General features: G+C 70.1%; 11 protein-coding genes. 1 reads left to right on the plus strand and 10 read right to left on the minus strand.

What is annotated here, in order from left to right:
• Positions 1-19 precede the first annotated feature (19 nt).
• From ACQPXB_RS45760 to ACQPXB_RS45795, 8 genes are all read right to left on the minus strand, one after another.
• Positions 20-2,782 carry a BTAD domain-containing putative transcriptional regulator gene (locus tag ACQPXB_RS45760; protein ID WP_432848244.1) on the minus strand — a complete coding sequence of 921 codons (2,763 nt, stop codon included), beginning with the start codon at positions 2,780-2,782 and terminating at the stop codon, positions 20-22.
• A gap of 477 nt (positions 2,783-3,259) precedes the next feature.
• Positions 3,260-4,162, minus strand: coding sequence for an ectoine hydroxylase (thpD, locus tag ACQPXB_RS45765; RefSeq protein WP_366582426.1), 903 nt, complete (start codon positions 4,160-4,162; stop codon positions 3,260-3,262).
• Positions 4,163-4,228: 66 nt separating this feature from the next.
• Entirely contained in the window at positions 4,229-4,624 is a 396-nt protein-coding gene (locus tag ACQPXB_RS45770) for an ectoine synthase (RefSeq protein WP_364049755.1), read from the minus strand.
• A gap of 27 nt (positions 4,625-4,651) precedes the next feature.
• Positions 4,652-5,905: a diaminobutyrate--2-oxoglutarate transaminase gene (gene ectB / locus ACQPXB_RS45775; protein WP_366582425.1), complete on the minus strand. Its 1,254-nt coding sequence runs from the start codon at positions 5,903-5,905 to the stop codon at positions 4,652-4,654.
• 38 nt (positions 5,906-5,943) lie between these two features.
• On the minus strand, positions 5,944-6,447 hold the full coding sequence (gene ectA, locus ACQPXB_RS45780; RefSeq protein ID WP_366582424.1) for a diaminobutyrate acetyltransferase: 504 nt from the start codon (positions 6,445-6,447) through the stop codon (positions 5,944-5,946).
• Positions 6,448-6,703: 256 nt separating this feature from the next.
• A complete protein-coding gene (locus tag ACQPXB_RS45785) occupies positions 6,704-10,384 on the minus strand; it encodes a DUF3376 domain-containing protein (protein ID WP_432848247.1) in 3,681 nt (1,226 codons plus the stop codon).
• Positions 10,385-10,433: 49 nt separating this feature from the next.
• Positions 10,434-11,678, minus strand: a complete 1,245-nt coding sequence (locus tag ACQPXB_RS45790; RefSeq protein WP_432848248.1) for a DUF445 domain-containing protein — start codon at positions 11,676-11,678, stop codon at positions 10,434-10,436.
• A 1-nt stretch (position 11,679) separates the two neighbouring features.
• Positions 11,680-12,471 (minus strand): Abi-alpha family protein, encoded by a 792-nt coding sequence (locus ACQPXB_RS45795; protein WP_432848249.1) that lies wholly within the window; start codon positions 12,469-12,471, stop codon positions 11,680-11,682.
• Positions 12,472-12,556: 85 nt separating this feature from the next.
• Between ACQPXB_RS45795 and ACQPXB_RS45800 the strand changes: the two genes are divergently transcribed.
• Positions 12,557-13,396, plus strand: a complete 840-nt coding sequence (locus tag ACQPXB_RS45800; RefSeq protein WP_432848251.1) for a maleylpyruvate isomerase family mycothiol-dependent enzyme — start codon at positions 12,557-12,559, stop codon at positions 13,394-13,396.
• Positions 13,397-13,450: 54 nt separating this feature from the next.
• Here the strand turns inward: ACQPXB_RS45800 and ACQPXB_RS45805 are convergent, their stop codons facing one another.
• Positions 13,451-13,816 carry a LapA family protein gene (locus ACQPXB_RS45805; RefSeq protein ID WP_366582419.1) on the minus strand — a complete coding sequence of 122 codons (366 nt, stop codon included), beginning with the start codon at positions 13,814-13,816 and terminating at the stop codon, positions 13,451-13,453.
• An 81-nt stretch (positions 13,817-13,897) separates the two neighbouring features.
• Positions 13,898-15,031 carry a dipeptidase gene (locus tag ACQPXB_RS45810; protein WP_366582418.1) on the minus strand — a complete coding sequence of 378 codons (1,134 nt, stop codon included), beginning with the start codon at positions 15,029-15,031 and terminating at the stop codon, positions 13,898-13,900.
• Positions 15,032-15,035: the final 4 nt, after the last annotated feature.

Below are 15,035 nucleotides of genomic sequence, written 5' to 3' on the forward strand. Positions count from 1 at the left end.
CAGCCAAGGCCACCCAACCTCACCCCAGCTCAGCAGCCTCCGCCTGTACCTCCGGCACCTGAGCCGGATTCACCCGCCCATACAGCACCGCCGCCAGCGCGTACTGCTCCCCAGCCAGCCCAGCCGTCGCGGGAGACGACCGCAGGATCCGCGCCAAGGTCACCCGAAGAATGGCCTCGTGCAGGTCGAACCCCCGGGCGTGCGCGAGATCGATCCCCTCCCACGCATAACGGGAAGCCGTCGCCGAATCGCCGAGTCGTTGGGACAGGTCGGCGAGGTTGTTCAGCGAAACCACCGCGTAGCTGTCGTTGCCGAGCTCGCGGTCGATCGCCAGCGAGGACAGTTCGTGGGCCACCGCCTCCTCGAAGCGGCCGGCGCGTTTCTCCGTCTCGGCGCAGTTGTTGAGGGCCTGGCCGCGCAGTTCGAGGTCGCCGGTGCGTTCGGTTTCGGCGACGGCCTCCTGCAGGCGGGAGATGGCTTCGTCGTGGCGGGAGAGCAGGGACAGCATGCTGCCGAGGTGGATGTTGGCGACGGTGATGGAGCGTTTGTCGCCGAGCTGGACGGCGAGGTCGAGGGCGCGTTCGGCGTCGGCGGGGTGGGTGTGGGGCAGCTCGAACGTCAGGGCGATGGCGCAGCGCGAGATGAGCATCCAGCACTGCCCGAGGATCTCGCCGGACGCCTCGGCGGCGGCCAGGCCCAGGTCGATCAGGCGGGTCCACTCGTCGAGCAGGGGCCAGACCACGCGGTAGGTGTGCGAAACCCGCGCGAGGCGCCAGACGTTGCCGTACAACCCGGCCGAATACGCGGCGTCGAGGATCACGAGGAGGTTGGGCCACTCAGCCTCGAACCAGTCCTGGGCCTCGTCGAACGTGTGCAGGGCCGGGAGGGCGTCGGCGGGTAACAAGCCGGTCAGGTCGAGGGGGTCGACGATGCGCAGCATGCGGCGGCGGGCCGTGTCGGAGGCGGCCTGGTAGAAGTGCACGGCCCGCACCAGGACGGCGGACAACGCGTCACTGTCCAGTTCGGACTCCGCGAGCTCCCGCAAGTACAGCCGCACCAGGTCGTGGGGAGTGAAGACGTCGCGGGCCGTCTCGGTGAGCAGGTTGTGCGCGGCCAGGGTGCGCAGGGCACGGCGCGCGCGGTCGACGGGCATGGCCGCCACCGCGGCCGCCAAGTGGGGACCGACGCGGCGGACGGGCAGAACGCCCAACTGCAGCAGGAGCCGCGCGAGGTCGGAGGGGAGACCGCGGAAGGAGACGTCGAACGCGGCGCGCACACCGTCGTCGGCGCCGTCGACCTCCAGGGCGGCGAGGCGGGTGCGTTCGTTGCCCAGCTCGTCGACGAGGTCCTGGGTGGTCCACTGTGGACTGGCGGACAGGCGCGCGCCGGCGATGCGCAGGGCCAGCGGCAGGTAGCCGCACAACCGCGCCAGGGCGTGGTTCAGGTCGAAGTCCGCGGGACCGGCCAGCTCTTCGATCAGGCGCACCGCGTCGTCGGGTGCCAAAGTGCCCAAAACACGCAGCCGTGCCGCATTGGACACGGCCAGGCCTTCGAGCTTCGACCGGCTCGTCACCACGGTCATCGACCGCGAACCCGGCGGCAGCAACGGCCGCACCTGCTCGGCGGAGCGCGCGTCGTCGAGCAGCACGAGCATGCGGCGGCCCGCGATGAGCGACCGGTACAGCGCGACGCGTTCGTGCAACTGCTCCGGCACGTCGCCCGTCGCGACGCCCAGGCCGAGCAGGAACTGCGTGAGCAGCTCCGCGGGCTCCAGCGGCGCGTGCCGCGGGTCGAAACCGTGCAGCGACGCGAACAACACGCCGTCCGGGAAGCGTGCGGCCGCGCGGTGGGCCCACCACACGACCAGCGCGCTCTTGCCCACGCCGGCCGTCCCCGACACCACGGCGACGGTGCTCTCGCCGGTCTCCGCGAGGCCGTCCAGCCACGTCAGCTCGGCGTCGCGGCCGGCGAGCGAAGGCACCGCGGCGGGCAGTTGTGAAGGCGCTTTCACCGGCGCCGCGACCTCGGGGACGGCGACGTCCAGGTCGTCGTTGAGCACGCGCTCGTGCAGCCACCGCAGGTCGCCGCCCGGTTCGACGCCGAGCGTGCGCAGCGTGGCCCGCGAGACGGTGCGGTAGAGCTCCAGCGCGTCGCCCCGGCGCCCGGCGTAGTAGAGCGCGCGCATGAGCTGCCCGGCCGTGCGCTCGGCCAGCGGGTCGGCGCGCACGAGGGGGCTGAGCTCCACGATCAGCTCGTTGTGCCGGCCCAGCTCCAGGTCGGCGTCCACCCGCGCGCCGTGGATCGCGAGGCGCAGGTCCTCCAATTCCGGCGCCCGCACCGAATCGGGCACGCCGGACAGCGCGGGTCCCTGCCACAGAGCCAAGGCCGAGCCCAGCAACGCCGACGCCTGCTCCGGCGGCTCCAGCACGGCGCGGTCCAGCAGCGCCCGGGCGCGGTGCACGTCGATGCGCGCCGGATCCACCGCCAGCTGGTAACCGGGCGGGCTCGTGAGGATCTCCGCGACGGAGTCACCACCCAGGTCGCGCAGCACGCGGCGCAAGTGCGAGACGTTGCCGTGCACGATCGTCCGCGCGGTGGCGGGCGGGTCGTGGCCCCACAACGCGTCGATGATCTCCTCGAGCGGCACGACCTTGCCGACCTTCAACGCCAGCAGCGCGAGCAGTCCTTTCACGCCGGGACCGCCGATGGAAACTGCACGTGCACCGTCGAGCAGGGTGACGGGGCCGAGCAGCTGCACGTGCGCGCCCGCATTTTCGGCCATGCTCGCGCGCACCTCCCCGGGTCGGTTCCGGCGTCTCCCCCGCCAGGAGGCACAACCTACCGTGGTGATGAGCGGACAGACACAACTCTTTCGTGAACTCCACACGCCGGACACCTACGTGTAAGTCGCCGTTTCACCGTCTGTGCGCACGGTTTTCCCACCCGAACAGCGGTCGTGGCCCGAATGTCGTAACAGACGCACCCCTGGGCAAAACGAATCCGGCCCCGCACCATCAGTCCCGATCTGATGGTGCGGGGCCGGACTCGGTGACGTCGGCCGGGCCGCCAGGGGGCGCGGTCCACCCGACCTCAATGCTGCCCGGGCGGGACGGGTGGGCTCACCCCGAGCGAAGAACCCGGACTGCCTCGGACAGCTCCTCCGCGGCGGACCCACGAGGCCCGTGCGGAGTGGCGACAAAGTAACAGGGCGCACATTCACGGCTACGGGCGACCCGCCGCCGCGCGGGGGTAACCCTCGTCACCGGCGCACCGGGGTGGCGTCGCGGCCGGCGATGAACGACGGCCTCGGGTTGCTGGCCGCGAAGGGTTCCTGCAGCGCGTTCTCGACACTGTTGAACACCAGGAAGATGTTCGAGCGCGGGTACGGGGTGATGTTGTTCGACGACCCGTGCATCACGTTGGAGTCGAACCACAGCGCCGTGCCCGCCGTGCCGGTGAACTGGTCGATGCCGTACTCGGCCGCCATCTTCGTGATGTCGTCCTCGGCCGGAACCCCGACGCGCTGGTCCTTGAGGGAGCTCTTGTAGTTGTCGTCCGGCGTTTCACCCGCGCACTGCACGAACGTGCGGTGCGAGCCCGGCATGACCATGAGCCCGCCGTTGTACGGGTAGTTGTCCGTGAGCGCGATCGAACAGCTCACGGCCCGGGGCGCCGGCATGCCGTCCTCGGCGTGCCACGTCTCGAAGTCCGAGTGCCAGTAGAACCCCGTGCCCTTGAAGCCCGGCATGTAGTTCACGCGGCTCTGGTGGATGTAGACGTCCGAACCCAGCATCTGCCGGGCCCGGTCGAGGACCCGCGGGTCGCGCACGAGCTCCGCGATGAGGTCCGAGATCACGTGGACGTCGAAGATCGACCGGACCTCGCCGGTCTTCGCCTCGGTGATCACCCGCTCGTCGGCGCGCAGCTCCTGGTCGGAGGACAGCCGCACGAGCTCCTGCCAGTACGTCTGGACCTCACCGGGCGAGAGCAGGCCTTCGTCGACGGTGTAGCCCTTGGCCTCGTGGTTGGCCAGGGTCGCGGCGTCGATGGGGCCGTCTGCCTCAGTACCCCACACCGTGGGGTGCACGCGCGGAAGTTGCTCCGGCGTACCGGTGATCCGGGTCGGGTATCCGTCCTCGACCCGGGTGTCCATCAGCGTCACAGTTGCTCGCCTCCTGATTCTCTCTCTGTCGGGGTGTGGTGGTGGCGCGGCAGCAGCCGGGAAGGCTCAGGCGGATTCTTCGGTGATGAGCGGGTACACGCCGTTCTCGTCGTGCACCTCGCGGCCGGTCACCGGCGGGTTGAACACGCACACGCACTTGATCTCGGTCTTGGGCCGGACCTGGTGCTTGTCGGAATCGTTGAGCACGTAGATGGTGCCCGGCGCCAGCGGGAAGACCTCGCCGGTCGCCTTGTTCTCCACCTCGCCCTCGCCGGAGGTGATGAACACGGCCTCGATGTGGTTGGCGTACCAGAAGTCGTTCACCGTGCCCGCGTAGAGCGTGGTCTCGTGCACCGAGAAGCCCAGGCCGTCCTTGGCCAGCATGATGCGCTTGCTGCGCCAGTTGGGCGTCTTGATGTCGGCGTCGGTGTCGGTGACTTCGTCGAGAGTACGGACCAGCAAGGGTCGCTCCTTACCTGTTGTTCGGGACTACTTGTTGAGGACTGCCGCGATGGAGTCGTTGATGATCGACAGGCCCTGCGTGAGCTCGTCGTCGGTCAACGTCAGCGGCGGCAGCAGCTTCATGACCTCGCCGTCGGGACCGGAGGTCTCCATCAGCAGGCCGCGCTCGAAGGCTTCCTTGCAGACGGCGCCGGCCAGGTCGCCGTTGGCGAACTCGATGCCGCGCGCGAGACCGCGGCCCTTCGCCAGCAGGTTGGCGTCCGGGTAGGCCTCCACGATGTCCTTGAAGGCGGCGGCGATGCGCTCGCCCTTGGCCTTCGTGGACTTCTCGAGCTCGTCGTCGCTCCAGTAGAGGTTGATCGCCTCGGTGGCGGTCACGAACGCGGGGCTGATGCCGCGGAAGGTGCCGTTGTGCTCACCCGGCTCCCACACGTCGAGCTCCGGCTTGATGAGCGTGAGCGCCATCGGGATGCCGTAGCCGCCGATGGACTTCGACAGGCAGACGATGTCGGGCTTGATGCCCGCGTCCTCGAAGCTGAAAAACGGGCCGGTGCGGCCGCAGCCCATCTGCACGTCGTCGAGGATCAGCAGGATGCCGTGGCTTTCGCACAGGTCCGAGAGGCCCTTGAGCCAGGCGAGGCGCGCGGCGTTGATACCGCCCTCGCCCTGCACGCCCTCCACGATCACGGCGGCGGGCTCGTTCAGGCCGCTGCCGGAGTCTTCGATCAGCTTCTCGAAGTAGAGGAAGTCGGGGATCGTGCCGTCGAAGTAGCGGTCGTACGGCATCGGCGTCGCGTGCACGAGCGGGACACCCGCGCCGCCGCGCTTCATCGAGTTGCCGGTGACCGACAGCGCACCCAGCGTCATGCCGTGGAACGCGTTGGTGAAGTTGATGACCGACTCCTTGCCGGTCACCTTGCGGGCGAGCTTCAGCGCGGCTTCCACCGCGTTGGCGCCACCGGGGCCCGGGAAGACGATCTTGTAGTCCAGCTCGCGCGGCTTGAGGATCTTCTCCTGGAAGGTCTCCAGGAAATCGCGCTTGGCCACGGTGAACATGTCGAGCGCGTGGGTCACGCCGTCGCGCTGGATGTAGTCGATCAGCGCGGCCTTGAGCTTCGGGTTGTTGTGGCCGTAGTTCAGCGCGCCGGCACCCGCGAAGAAATCGAGGTAGGCCTTGCCGTCCTCGTCGTACAGCCAGCTGCCCTGCGCACGGTCGAAGACGACCGGCCACCCCCTGCTGTAACTGCGGACTTCAGATTCGAGCTCTTCGAAGATGCTCATGACGTTTCTCTGCTCCTACTCGCCCCGAAATTGACGGCTTATTGACGGATCAACGGACCGATACGGTAAAGGTTCTCGGGCTGGTGCCCACCTTCCCCATCTTCCGGGAAATCTTCGGCTTCGAACAGCCTGCTGCTCTCCAGCGCGGCGTTCCACCGCTTCGCGAACGACGCGAACAGGCGGATCGAAGCCTCGTTGTCAGGGGTGATCGTGGTTTCGAGGAAACGCACCCCGTCGTCGACCAGGCGGGCATACAAGGCGTCGAGCAGCTGCCCGGCCAGGCCTTTCCCACGCTGCGAAGAGTCGACCGCGACCTGCCACACGAGCGCGACGTCGGGCTCGGACGGCCTCCGGTAGGCGATGACGAAACCCACCGCCTCGCCGTCGACTCGGGCGACCACCGAACTCTCCGCGAAATCGCGGCACCACAGCAGGTATGCGTACGGAGAGTTGAGATCAAGCTTCTGCGAATCGCGCGCGATTCGCCAGAGGGCGGCGCCATCGGCCTTGGTCGGGGATTCGATCAAGTGCTTTCCGGACATACTCAGGAAACGTAACAGAGAATTTTCACGCCGCCAGCGACGCGCGCCACGTCCACCCCGCTCACCTGCGGCAACGTGAATACCCCGGTGAGGAGCCCCACAAACACGTTTGATCGACCGAGTTTTGGGGCATGCCGTGCTCCTGGGCCACCCACCTCGGTGAGCAGCCTCGTCTCCCCCGACCATGACGCCTCAGGCGTTTCAGCGCAAGACGGACGAACTCAGCACCTGCTCAGGCGGCGCGTCTCGACTGTGGTCAGTCGGCTCCGTTGCGTGGTCCTCGCCTGGTCCGGCGGCGCAAGGCCGCGATCGGGGTCCAGATTGCGGGCAGCACGAGCAGCAGCACCACGAGCAGCCACCACACGGGCGCCTCGCCGCGTCGCCAGCCCGCGACCACCGTACCGAGCCAACCGAACAACGGCTGCGCCAGCGGCGGCAGGAAAGCCGCGAACAGCAACGCCGCCACCACGAGCACGCACAGCAGCGTGAGCACCATGCGCCACGTGCGTTTCAGCGTCAGCAGGCTCACCACGAGGAACACGAGCGCGCCCGCGGCCACGGGCGGGCCGACCCACTGCAGCACCTGGCCGCCGTTGCCACCCAGCACGAGGCCGGCCACGGCCGTCACGGCGGCCGCGACGAGGTTCCACGGGCGGCCGAGCTTCGTCGCGCCCTGCGTGACCCACCACGCGCTGCGTCCCGTCGCCTGGGCCACCTTCGCGGCGGGCTGCAGCGACGTCGGCACGCGCGTGGCGCCCGCGGCGGCGTTGATGCCCGTCGCGCCGGCCTTCACGAGCGTTTTGGTGAGCAGCATCGTGCCGCGCTCGCCCTCGAAGCGTTCGGCGGAGACCTGGCAGGCCTGGAACGCGCGTTGCGTCGCGGCGGCGTCCGTCGGCGGCGTGGCCATGACCGCGCGGAATGCCGCGGACGGCTTGCCGTTGCCTTCGGCCGAGTCTTCGGCCGCCTGCTTCGCGACGACCGGCAGCTCCTCCCGCGCGATCTCCAGCTGACGGCCCCGCGCGAGCACCATCGACGTCACCGGCAGGCTCGTCGGCAGGTCGTCGGTGAACGCCACGTCGGCCAGCTGCGCGTCGAGCCCCAGGAACGCGAGCTCCTCCCTGAGCTGCGCCACCAGCGGCTCGACCTCGGCGGCCGCCACGTTGTCCGCGACGCTCGGCACCTGCCAGCCGACGGCCTGGAACGCCTCGCGCACCTCGGTGCGGAAGTCCTCCGGCCCGACGACGTTGCGCAGCACCCGCAGCCGGTGCGGATCCAGCAGGCACTGCACCAGCCAGCCGACCGCGTCGACACGGCCCCACATCCAGTCGTTCGCGCGCCAGGAGGACTTGTAGAACGCGCCGAAGTAGTCCGCCTGCAGGCCGGTGAGCTTGTCCCAGCCACGCGGGCGGCCCAGGTCCAGCAGCGTCCGCGAATCCGCGCTGACCTGCACCAGGTCCACCCGCTGATCCACCGACGGCGGCTGCGCGAGCAAGCCGCGAGTGGCGACGTGGAGGAGGATGAGGCGGGACATGAGGGTGCGCTCGCCGGTGGCGGGCTGGGCTGGGGTCTTGGGCTGCGGCGGGTCTTCCGGCTGCGCTGCGACCGCAGGCTGGGCCGAGCCCCCATGCGACGCCGGGTCCACCGGCTGCGGCGCGACCGCAGGCTGGGCCGGGGTTGCGGGCAGTGGCGTGTCCTCCGGCTGCGCCACGACTGCAAGCTGGGCAAGGTTCTGAGGCTGCGCTGCATCCGCAGGCAGGGTCGGGTTCTCGGGCTGCATTGCGACTGCAGGCTGCTCCAGCCCCTCCGACGGCGCCAAGTCCTCCGGCTGCGCCGAGGCCTCCGGATGCGCTGTGACCGCGGGCTGCGCCAAGGCCTCGGGCTGCGCCGGATCCCCCGGCTGCACGGCAACCACACGCTCGGTCGGGTTCTTGGGCAGCGCCGCGACCTCCGCCCGCACTACAACTGCAGGATGCGCCGAATCCTCCGACGGCGCCAAGTCCTCCGGCCGCGTTGCGACCGCGGGCTGCGCTGTGACCGCGGGCAGCGCCGGATCCCCCGGCTGCACTGCGACCGCGGACTGGGCCGCAACCTTGAGCAGCGCCGTGTCCTCCGGGTGCGCTGCGACCGTAGTCTCCGCCAAGGCCTCCGGATGCGCTGCAACCGCAGGCCCCGCCGGGTTCTGAGGCGGGTTGTCGGCCAGGCCGAACCAGCCGAGCAGCGTCGTGACGGTGTCGACGGCGTCGGCGAGCGCGGTGGTGACGGCGGGGGCCGCGGCGGGTGCGGGGGTGGGTGTCTGGCCGTTCATCTTCAGCAGTGCGGCGGCGGCCGGCGGGGCGCTCGCCAGCTCGCGCAGCACCGGTGCGGCGTCGCGCAGGGCGGTGGTGACCAGGGGCCACGCGGCGCGCAGTGCGTCCGACTTGCCCAGCTGGGCCCATTCGCGGGCCAGCTGCGCGATCCAGTCGGCGGCCGTCGTGCCCGCGGCGGGTGGGTCGTGCTTCGCCACCCACGGGGAGATGCGGATGCCGCGCGCGGCCTTGCTGCGCGCGGTGTGCAGGCGGGCGCGGACGTCGTTGAGGGTGGCGGCCTGGTGTTCGTCCGGGCAGAGGTGGAAGGCGGCGTTGACGAGTTGCAGGCCTGTGGCGACCGAGTCGTCGAGGGCTGTGGTGCGGAAGGCGGCGAGGTCCTCAACCTGGCAAACGGCTCCGGGGGCCGTCGCCGGCATGCCGTGCCGCAGGCCTTCGGCGGCGACCGAGCGCAGTTCCGTCGACAGGCCCTTGGCCCAGCCCGCATCCTTGCCATCCATAGTGGACAGTGCGTAGTACCGCGTGGCCGTGCGCACCAGCTCAGCCGCGTCCTCGGCGACGCGCCGGTCGAGGTAGGCCGCCATCACGCGGTGGTCCACCAGCCGGCCGCCGCGAAGTCCCAGTGCGGCAAGGGAAACACGGGTGTCGCGGGTGGCGACCACGGCGTCGTTGTGCGCGCTGAGCTCCTCCAGGTCGGAGCTGATCGTCTGGTTGATCACCGTCGAGACGACCTTCGCCAGCGCCGCGCCCAGCAGCGGCGGGTTCGCCGGATCGACCGGCACCGCGGCAGCCTCGGCCTCCACGGTGGGCACGACGTACAACAGCAGCCGCCGCACATCCGACGAAGACGGCAGCTCGAAGATCTCCCGCAACGCCGGCCGCAGCGGCTTGTTCACGAGCACACCGCCGTCGGCGAGCCAGTGCGACCGCGTGAGCTCGGTGTAGTCCGTCATGTCCGGGTGCTGCCGGTCCGCGACCCGGGGCCCGACCGGCAGCCGCGCCAGCTCGAACGCGCCGGGGAACGACGCGGTGGAGCGCGTCGCGAGCGCGAGCGGCGCCGTGACCTGGTTGTTCCACAGTGGACCCACGAAGCGGAACAGCATGCGGTGCTCGGTGTCGCGCACCAGGTTGCCGAGCGCGTCGTCGTAGCGCACGGTCTCGCCGTCGATCATCGTGCCCGGCAGCAGCAGCGTCATGTCCGGCGGCTCGGCCGGCGGGGTGCCGCCCGAGACGATCGCGCGGAACGCGCCGTCGAGACAGCCCAGGAACTGGTCGCCGTCGAGCAGCGAACGCGGCTGCGCCTCCTTCGGATCGCGGATCAGGTTCGCCAGCGACGCGTCGGCCACCAACGCGTCCCGCAACGGTGCCGGCGACGACCGGAACGCCTCCGCCAGCCCGAGCCCCGCCGCGCCGACGCCGCCGGCGCTCGTGCCGGTGAGCACGTCGAGCCGCACCGTCGCCCGCAGCAGGTCGAGCAGCTTCCGGTACCCGCCCGGCTCAGCAGAGCGCGACGCCTGCAGCAGCGCCGACGTCTCGGTCGCCACGCCGCTCATCCACACGGCCAGGCTCGCGCCCCCGACCATGGTCATCGCAAGCCGGATCTCCTGCGGCCACGGAGCCGCTCCCTCGCCCATGCCGCACCCCTCGACGTGCCGTCCCGACGGCAGCACCCTAGCGGCGCGCTCAGGACGCGAGGTGCTCCAGCAGCAGAACTTGGCCCTCGCCTACACAAAACCCGAGTACCGCGCCCGTCGCGATGAGGATCCACTCGTCCTGCTGGAACGCCGGGCGCAGCAGCTGCTCGAACTCCTCCGGCGAGAGCTCCTTCATCTTGGTGACCAGCACGTTGCGGATGTCCATCGCGTCGGTGGCGTAGTCCTCGATGTAGCGCATGGTGTCGGGCAGCCGCGCCATGATCTGCTCGGAGATCGCGAACTTCACGTCCTGGTAGCGGCGGCTGCCGATGGCGAACACCAGCAGCGGCTTCGCGACGTTGGCCGCCCGGCCGATCTCCACGTCGAGCTGGCGCTGGATCAACGCCAGCACGCGGTCGGACAGCGGCCCCTGCAGGATCGCCTCGATCACGTTGTGCGGGGTGATGATCTCCTTGGCGATCAGCGCGCCGTACGCCTCGGCCACCTCCGCGCGCCGCTTCAGGAACAGGCCCTGCCACTGGACACCGAAGTACCGCTTGGGCTCCAGCGGGTAGAAGATCATGCGCAGCGCGAGCCAGTCGGTGAACCAGCCCGTGAACAGGCCGAAGATCGGCATGATCGGCGGGAACTTGAACAGCACCCACGCCACCATCTGGATCACGCCGATCAGCCCGCCGAAGAACAGGCCCGAGCGCGCGATGAACTTGAACTCCTGCTCACCCGCCTCCTGGAAGATCCGGTTGAGCAGGCGCTTGTCCTTCACCAGGCTGGTGACGACCATGCCCTTGAGGTCGAACACGCTGTCCACATCGGACTTGATGAGCTCCAGCACGGCCTTGACCATGTGCGGCGACTCGGTCTGCACGCGCTGGATCACCAGCCGCTGCACGCCCACCGGCAGCGATTCCCACAGACCCGGCTGGTAGTGGCCCGCGACCTCGCGCACGATGTCCTCGACGGCCGCTTCCAGCGGTTTCGCGATCTCCTGCGCGATCCGGTCGGCGTCGAGACGGGCGACGATCTCGGCCGGCTTGATCAGCTGCTCGGTCATCGTGTCGCACGCGATGCTCGCCATGCGCGCCGCGCGTTTCGGCACGATGCCCTGCCAGCCGAGGAACGGTTTGATCCCGAGGAACTCGACGGGCTGGAACATCATGCGGATCGCCACGAGCTTCGTGCCGTACCCGATGAGCGCGGCGACGACGGGGATCGAGACGTAGAGCGGCCAGTGGCGGGCGAAGTCGTCGAGCAGGCCCGACAGGAACGCGCCCACGCTAGCCGAGGCTCGGGTCGCAGGCCTGCCAGAACTGAGCCCCGAGCCGCGAGATGTGCACGGTCCGGCGGATCACCTTCACCCGCTTCACCTGCTTCTCCACCTCGCGCACGGTCTCGTCGGTCAGGAGGATCTCGTACTGCGTCTCCAGCGCCGGAACCTCTTCGTCGAGGTCGACGAGGCCCAGCCCGATCAGCCGCGTGAGGTAACCGGGAACCTGGTCGGGCAGCGACACCCCGGCTGCCTTGCCGACGGTCGAGGCGTTGCGCAGCACGATCCGGCCCGCGCCGCCGAGGTTCGTGCGCTCGGCGACGTCGACGGAGGGGAACGGCGAACCGTCGGACAACGCGGCGAGGATGCGCGCCTCGTCGGGCGTGAGCTGGCGCAGGATGATCGCGTAGAGGTACTCGCGCGCGCGTTCGCGGCCAAAGCCGACGGAGTGGTTGAGCAGCTCGGCCGTCGCCGCGCGCAGCGGCTCTTCGTGCTCGCGAGCGGGTACGAGGGTCACCGTGGACTCGACCACCCGGCCGCCTCGGTCGGGGCGGTTCATGGCCGACGCCGCGGTGAGCGCCGCATGGTACGGGTCGTCGACCTCGTCGAGGCGACGGCGCAGCTCGCTGAGCAGGCTGCGCTCCACCTGCCGGATGCCACGCTCGGCCTGGTCCAGCCCGGGCAGCTTGCGGGTGAGCCCGAAGCCGGCGCGCGCAGCCCAGCCGGCCAGCTGCCCGGCGCGGCGGGCCACGTTGACCACGTCCTCGGCCGAGCCTCGGCCGTTCGGTCGCTGACTGTCCACAGGCGTGCTCCCCTCGTGTTCCGCGCTGATGCTACCTGCGAGTAGGCGATGCGGCAGGCGTGATCACCGGTGTTGGATGACGCGCATGACCGCCACCGCCTGGGGACCCCCGATCGACGTCCTCCCGCTGTTCGCCCGCGAGGAACATGCCCTGGTCAGCGTGCTCACGGACCTCGACGCCGGTCAGTGGGCCGCGCCCACGGCGTGCCCCGGCTGGACCGTGCACGACGTGGCCGCCCACATCCTGGGCGACAAGCTCGGGCGGCTTTCCCGGGACCGCGACGGCTACCACGCCGAGGAGCCCCGCGAAGGTGAGCCGTTCCCGTCGTTCCTGCACCGGATCAACGACGAGTGGGTGCGCGCGTGCCGCCGGCTCTCGCCCGAGGTGCTGTTCGCGCTGCTCGTGGACAGCACGGCGCAGCTCACGGACATGTGGAAGCGCCACGACCTCGACGAGCTGGGCGGCCCCGTCACGTGGGCGGGCCCGGAGCCGGCGCCGCTCTGGCTCGACGTGGCGCGCGAGTACACGGAGCTGTGGGTGCACCAGCAGCAGATCCGCGAAGCCGTGGGCGCACCACTGCTCGACGACCCCGCCTTCCGCGCGCCGGTGGTCGACACCTTCATGCGCGCGTTGCCCCACACGCTGCGCGACGTCGAAGCCCGCAGCGGCCGTCAGGTCGGCTACACCGTGACGGGCCCGAGCGGCGGCCAGTGGACCGCTCGCGCGTCGGCGAAGGGCTGGACGCTCGACCGCGGCGCGCCGACCTCACGCAGCCCGCTGGCTTCGGTCACCACGGACGCGGACACGTTCTGGCGCCTGTGCACGCGCACGGTGAAACCCGCCGACGTCGAGGACCGCGTGACGGTGAAAGGAGACGAAAGCGTTTGCGCGACGGTGCTCGAGATGGTTTCGGTCATCGCCTGACGCAGGTCGGCCCCATGGATGTCGCAAGCGCGGCATCCACTACGACCGCCCCGATCAGTTCTGCCGCTGACGCTTGGTCTGCTTCCTCAGCTGCATGATCCGGGCACCGCCGACCAGGCCGATGACCACCATGCCGCCGAGCGCGGACAGGAGCATCGCGATACCCAGCGGCAGGTTGCCGGCCATACCGAGGAAGTGCACCGTGACACTGTCGAGGTTCTGCAGGATGAACACCAGCAGGAACGCCAGCAGCACGATGGCCACGACCGCCGAGATCCAGGCCCCGCTGACCCGGGTGGGCCTGCGTTTCGTGGTCGTGGGAGGTGTGATCGGGTCGGTCCCGGGCACCTCGACACCCGGCACCTGAGGGGTCCCGGGGCTCGTGGCCCCGGTGGGGTTGTCACTTCGCGCGTGGGACATGCCCTGATTGTCCGCCCGCGTTCACCGGAACGCCGGTTCTGAAACCCTAACGGGTGAGTACCGGTCTTTCAGCGCTTGAGGTCAGTGCTTGTCCACGTCACGCAGCACCCGCAGCGAGTTGCGGCCGGCGAGCTTCGCGCAGTCCTCGTCGCTCCAGCCGCGGTCCATCAGCGCGGCGAACAGCACGGGGTACTTCGAGACGTCTTCCATCCCTTCCGGGAGCGTGCCGACGCCGTCGTAGTCGCCGCCGAGACCGATGTGGTCGATGCCCGCGACCTCGCGGGCGTGCTCGACGTGCGCCACGACGTCGGCGACGGTCGCCTTCGGCTTCGGCGGCGCGTCCCACGTCTCGGCGAAGCGCTTGCGCTGCCCGAGGTTGAGGAACTCCTCGCCGGCGGCGGCCATCGCGGCCTTGAGCTGCTCGTCCCAGGCGGCGACGGCCGGGGAGATGAAGGCGGGCACGAAGGTGATCATGGCGACGCCGCCGTTGCCGGGCAGCTGCGCGAGGACGTCGTCGGGGATGTTGCGCGGGTGGTCGTTCACGGCGATGCACGAGGAGTGGCTGAAGATCACCGGCGCGGTGCTGACCTCCAGCGCGGCGCGCATGGTGCTCGGCGCGACGTGCGAGAGGTCGACGAGCATGCCGATCTCGTTCATGGTCCGGACGACCTCGCGGCCGAAGTCGGTGAGGCCGCCGTGGGCCGGTTCGTCGGTGCCGGAATCGGCCCACGGGGTGTTGAAGTTGTGCGTGAGCGTCATGTACCGCACGCCGAGCCGGCGCAGGATCCGCAGCACGCCGAGGGATTCGTTGATGCTGTGGCCGCCTTCGGCGCCGAGCAGCGACGCGATCTTGCCGGCGGCGAACGCGGCTTCGGCTTCGTCGGCCGTGGTGACGAGCTCGAGCCGGTCGGGGTAGCGCTGCGCGAGCTGGTGCACGAGCTCGATCTGCTCCAGCACGGCGGTGACGGCGCTGTCGCCCGCGAGCTGGCACGGCACGTAGACCGACCAGAACTGCATGCTGAGCTTGCCGTCGGCGATCTTGGGGAAATCGGTGTGCAGCGACGGCTGGCGCACGGTCAGGTCGAGCGACCCGGCCGCGGAAACCGGGTCCGGCCCGCCCTGGTGGCGCAGCTCCCAGGGCAGGTCGTTGTGACCGTCGGACAGGATCGTGGTGCTCAGCAGGTTCGTCGCACGTTCGAGTGCCCCGGAAGTCATGACC

Origin of the sequence: Amycolatopsis sp. CA-161197 (assembly GCF_050942255.1) — a bacterium.
Classification (GTDB): domain Bacteria; phylum Actinomycetota; class Actinomycetes; order Mycobacteriales; family Pseudonocardiaceae; genus Amycolatopsis.

What these genes read in the sequence shown, in the direction of transcription:
- ACQPXB_RS45760 (WP_432848244.1), bottom strand. Translation starts at nt 2,782, where the DNA reads ATGGCCGAAAATGCGGGCGCGCACGTGCAGCTGCTCGGCCCCGTCACC.
- ectB (WP_366582425.1), bottom strand. Translation starts at nt 5,905, where the DNA reads ATGAGCATCTTCGAAGAGCTCGAATCTGAAGTCCGCAGTTACAGCAGG.
- ectA (WP_366582424.1), bottom strand. Translation starts at nt 6,447, where the DNA reads ATGTCCGGAAAGCACTTGATCGAATCCCCGACCAAGGCCGATGGCGCC.
- ACQPXB_RS45785 (WP_432848247.1), bottom strand. Translation starts at nt 10,384, where the DNA reads ATGGGCGAGGGAGCGGCTCCGTGGCCGCAGGAGATCCGGCTTGCGATG.
- ACQPXB_RS45800 (WP_432848251.1), top strand. Translation starts at nt 12,557, where the DNA reads ATGACCGCCACCGCCTGGGGACCCCCGATCGACGTCCTCCCGCTGTTC.
- ACQPXB_RS45805 (WP_366582419.1), bottom strand. Translation starts at nt 13,816, where the DNA reads ATGTCCCACGCGCGAAGTGACAACCCCACCGGGGCCACGAGCCCCGGG.
- ACQPXB_RS45810 (WP_366582418.1), bottom strand. Translation starts at nt 15,031, where the DNA reads ATGACTTCCGGGGCACTCGAACGTGCGACGAACCTGCTGAGCACCACG.